Source organism: Neobacillus drentensis (assembly GCF_036966985.1).
Classification (GTDB): Bacteria; Bacillota; Bacilli; order Bacillales; family Cytobacillaceae; genus Neobacillus; species Neobacillus drentensis_E.
Map to the genome: position 1 here is coordinate 1 of NZ_JBALSN010000697.1, position 4351 is coordinate 4351.

Annotated in this window: 7 protein-coding genes; all 7 read right to left on the minus strand. The window is 37.3% G+C overall.

The annotated features are described in order from the left end of the window. Nucleotides 1-34: 34 nt before the first annotated feature. Nucleotides 35-223 (minus strand): hypothetical protein, encoded by a 189-nt coding sequence (locus tag V7659_RS30650; protein WP_026565324.1) that lies wholly within the window; start codon nt 221-223, stop codon nt 35-37. 55 nt (nt 224-278) lie between these two features. After that, on the minus strand, nt 279-416 hold the full coding sequence (locus V7659_RS30655) for an FbpB family small basic protein (RefSeq protein ID WP_081825434.1): 138 nt from the start codon (nt 414-416) through the stop codon (nt 279-281). Nucleotides 417-561: 145 nt separating this feature from the next. Continuing rightward, on the minus strand, nt 562-1770 hold the full coding sequence (locus V7659_RS30660) for a thiolase family protein (protein WP_335543783.1): 1209 nt from the start codon (nt 1768-1770) through the stop codon (nt 562-564). Further along, nucleotides 1763-2428 (minus strand): 3-oxoacid CoA-transferase subunit B, encoded by a 666-nt coding sequence (locus tag V7659_RS30665; RefSeq protein ID WP_026565325.1) that lies wholly within the window; start codon nt 2426-2428, stop codon nt 1763-1765. Before V7659_RS30665 ends, V7659_RS30660 begins: the two co-directional genes overlap by 8 nt. Further along, a complete protein-coding gene (locus tag V7659_RS30670) occupies nt 2415-3110 on the minus strand; it encodes a CoA transferase subunit A (protein ID WP_026565326.1) in 696 nt (231 codons plus the stop codon). The genes V7659_RS30665 and V7659_RS30670 overlap by 14 nt, the downstream gene beginning before the upstream one ends. 455 nt (nt 3111-3565) lie before the next feature. Next, complete coding sequence (locus V7659_RS30675) at nt 3566-3727, minus strand: hypothetical protein (protein WP_197032328.1); 162 nt, start codon at nt 3725-3727, stop codon at nt 3566-3568. Further along, entirely contained in the window at nt 3724-3870 is a 147-nt protein-coding gene (locus tag V7659_RS30680; protein WP_197032329.1) for a hypothetical protein, read from the minus strand. The genes V7659_RS30675 and V7659_RS30680 overlap by 4 nt, the downstream gene beginning before the upstream one ends. Nucleotides 3871-4351: the final 481 nt, after the last annotated feature.

Genomic DNA, 4351 nt, shown 5'->3' on the forward strand with positions numbered 1-4351 from the left:
AATTCATTTAAGATTTTTATTTAATCGGTATCATTCAATCCGATTCATCTGCTTGGTTTTCGGGAATCACTATAAACAGGAAATTTGGTGGTAAACTGTTTCTAATTGCTTGAATAAAAAATTCAATTGCTCTTTCAGATTCAAATTTGATATCACCTATGACTTTATTTTCAATTTCAAGTTCTTTTCCTTTATGATCAAATATTTTCACTCTAAATTTCATAAATTGAACATCCTTATTATTTAACCATTTTATTTGATCCATATTATTTTTGCGTCTATCGTTTTATTTCATGACGTTGTTCAATACGTTTTTCAATTCTTTCTAATTCCTCGTTATTGTTAAGAAGTTCTTTTTTGATTTCCTGTACTAATTTTTGAAATGACTTTTTATGCATGTGATTCGTTTTACGCATGATAGTTCCTCCAGATGTATGTGTTTCGTTTTATTAAATGATACGAAAACAATAGTCTCAATTTGTATTTTTGTTGGAATTCATTTTATATTGATACAGTGATTGCAGGGAGTGAATTCCACCGGTATTTAACAGCACTTTAAACCTAATTTTGCGGGGAAACCGGCGCCCTAAATACTGTTGCGATACCCTGTCCACCAGCCATGCAAAGGGTAGCAAGGCCCCACTTCGCCTTTCTTTTCAACATGGAGTGTATAAGTGTCACACTAATTCTAGCACCACTATTTCCAATCGGATGCCCTAGTGCAATGGCTCCGCCATTTACATTAGTTTTATTCATTGCTAAGCCCAGTTCTTTTATGACAGCTAACGATTGAGCAGCAAATGCTTCATTAAGTTCAATTAAATCTATATCCTCAATTTGTATATTTGCCATGCTTAACGCTTTATTTGTTGCCTCAACAGGCCCAATTCCCATCCGATCTGGCTTTACCCCTGAAACTCCAAGTCCTACAACTTCTACTAAAGGCTCTAATTGATATCGATCCACAATTTCACCGGAAACCAGTAACAACATAGAGGCACCGTCGTTTAATCCAGATGAGTTCCCCGCTGTGACTGTTCCGTCCTTCTTAAACACAGGTTTTAAAGCCGCTAATTTTTCTAAATTTGTTTTCCTTGGGTGTTCATCTTTAGAAAAAATAATAGATTCTCCCTTTTTTTGTAGAACTTTTACAGGAACAATCTCGTTCTGGAAATCGCCATTTTCAATGGCATTAAGTGCCTTTTGCTGACTTTCAAATGCAAATAAATCTTGCTCCTCACGGGAGATCGAATAATCTTCAGCCAGATTTTCTGCTGTCATTCCCATTACAAGCTTTCCGTACTTCTCTACAGGCTGGGAACCCGGTTGACTTTCCTTATTCGGATCGAGAATTTCACTGTTTCCTGAAAGAAAGCCATAACGTCCATTTCGAATATAATAAGGGGCATTGCTCATGCTTTCTACCCCCCCTACAATATAGGCATGACCTAGACCCGCTCGAATTGCCAAGAAACCATTATGAATAGACTGCATACCCGATCCACATTGGCGATTTACGGTGTACCCTGGAATTGACTCCGGCAGGTCTGCCTTTAAAAGAGCCACTCTAGCAATATTGGCTTGGTCTTGGCTCTGTTTTGCCTGACCAATAATCACTTCATCAATCACTTCTTCAGGCAGCAAATTCTTTTCTATTAAATTCTGAAATAATGGAAGTAATAGATCATCCGGCTGTAAGTCCTTTAGAGCTCCGCCTATTTTTCCCACCGCTGTCCGTTGTGCACTTACTATATAAACTTTATTATTCATGATGTCCTCCATCGTTTACTGACATAACTTTAAAGTCTGCATCCGTCTTTTCTTGAACTTCTCTCAAAGTGACACCAGGCATTAATTCTTTTAATACTAACTGATCATTTTGGAATTCAAAAACAGCTAATTCTGTAATAATCAAATCAACTTTACGAATGGATGTAATCGGGTATGTGCAATTTTTAACTATTTTAGAATCTCCATTTTTGGCGGTATGATTGGTCGTAACAATAATCTTTTTGGCCCCGCTTAAAAGATCCATTGCCCCTCCTACTCCCATGATATTTTTCCCAGGTATCGCCCAGTTTGCAATATACCCCTGTTCATCAACCTGCAGTGCTCCCAGTATGGCAACATCAACATGTCCCCCGCGGATCATGGCAAAAGAGTCTGCACTATTAAAATAGGAAGCACCCATTCCCTCACTAATTGGCAGCTTTCCCGCATTGACTAGGTTTGGATCAAAATCTTCTTCACTATTCAACTCTTGAACCCCAAGCATTCCATTTTCTGTATGGAAATAAACGAACTCTGAATCCACATATTTGGCAATGAGTGTGGGTATTCCGATTCCTAAATTAATGACTGAATTTGGTTGCAGTTCAGCCGCTGCCCTTTTCGCTATTAACTCTTGAACGTCTTTATTTGATTGCATTTTTTGCTACAACTCCTTCCTTAGTTAGAATCAGATGGCTTTCTACAATGGCGTCGACAAATAAATGAGGGGTGACAATTTCCTCGGGTGAAAGCTCTCCTGCCTCAACAATCTCGTCAACCTCAGCAATGACGAAGTCAGCTGCTGTGGCCATTAACGGATTAAAATTGCGAGCCGTTTTGTAATACACTAAATTCCCGAGAGTATCTGCCTTTGCAGCTTTAATCAGTGAAACATTTGCTCGCAGCGGCTCTTCAAATACATACAATTCTCCATTAATTTCGCGTACTTCCTTCCCTTCTGCCAATTTAGTCCCAACACTTGTTTTTGTATAATATCCGCCAATACCGGCTCCTCCAGCCCTTATCGATTCAGACATCGTTCCCTGAGGCATAAGCTGAATTTCAAGTTTACCTTGATTAAACTGATCTCCCACTTCCCTGTTACTAGTAAAATACGAACCAATAGCTTTTCTAATTTTTCCTTGTCGTAATAAAATCCCTAGGCCTTTTCCTGGTTCACCTAGATTATTACTGATCACGGTCAGTTGATTCACGTCATGGCGCGTCAATTCGTTAATTAAACTTAATGGAGCACCAACTAAACCAAATCCTCCCACCATAATGGTGTCACCTGATTTAACCTTTGCAATAATTTCTTCCGCCCTTTTTACTTTTTGCATTGATATCACTCCCAGTTTATTTATACAAAGCAAAAAGCCCAGCCAATCCAAAGGAAATAAGCATTTAGCTTTTTCCTTTGGAAAGACTGGGCTATCTTAAATTTAATGAAAACGGTGAGTTTTCAACATTAAGACTTCATCTTTCCATCATCTTAATCATCAACCGATTAAGAATTTTGATTTATTAAATATATCGTTGGTCTAATTATACTACTTTAATAATAACTTTCAAGAAGAAAAAGTATTTTTAAATATCTTTCCTTGATAATTGCTTGATGATGGTGTTCATAACAACCAATTATCTACACCAGAGCACGTGCAGTTGTTGGATGGTCTAAAATTGTTCCCGTACGTATCCATGCATCGTTCGAGAGACAGGCGATCACTAAATATTGTATTATATGTGCCTCTTATCACTAGGCAAGTTCATATGGTTTTGTTGTGATTTGATCCTTTTATAGTTTTACAAGAGTTTTTCCACGTACTTTTCCTTCTAATATGGCAGCTAATACTTCTGGCAGCTCATTTAATGAGATTTCATTTACCATATCTTCATTTAACTTTGTTGGTTTCAAATCATCACCTAGACGATTCCAAACTTTTAAACGCTTCTTCATTGGACATTCAACCGAGTCAATGCAAGCCAATTAACACCTCTTAAAATATAAGGAAAAACGGTTGTGGAAACTTCTACCCCAATCAACGTTTCTTTGTTTCGTTCTTTTATATGCCGAATAATCTCTACTTTCGTTCCTTCCATATCTTTTCCTTCAGTATGATCCCTCACCTTCAAAATTACGCTTTATTATACGTTTGGTTGTTTTTAATAACCCAAATGTTCCCACCTTATTAAAATTTCATAATCATTCATTAGTTTCCCGCATGTTTGCGGGATTCCTTTGATAACATGATTTATATACTTTTCTCCTTTACTCGCTGGGCTTATTAGCTTCCTGACAGGTGGGGCGCAGTTGGCTCACATAGAATTAAGAACAATCATTCTCGAAATATCAAAAAAAGAAAGCTTAATCCGAGACAGACAGAGTCATGTCGATAATATTTTCCAGTTTTTGTTTGTCATCGGTAGTTTTCGCTAAAACGCGTAATCCCACTAACGAATTATCGATTGACTAGCCAAATTGTGTAAACAAAATGCAAAGATAACGATTTAAGACTCCCAATTTGATCAAGCTTGCTTTTGTGCCGTAAAATCTAGGTTGACTACCTTTTTATTATTTAAG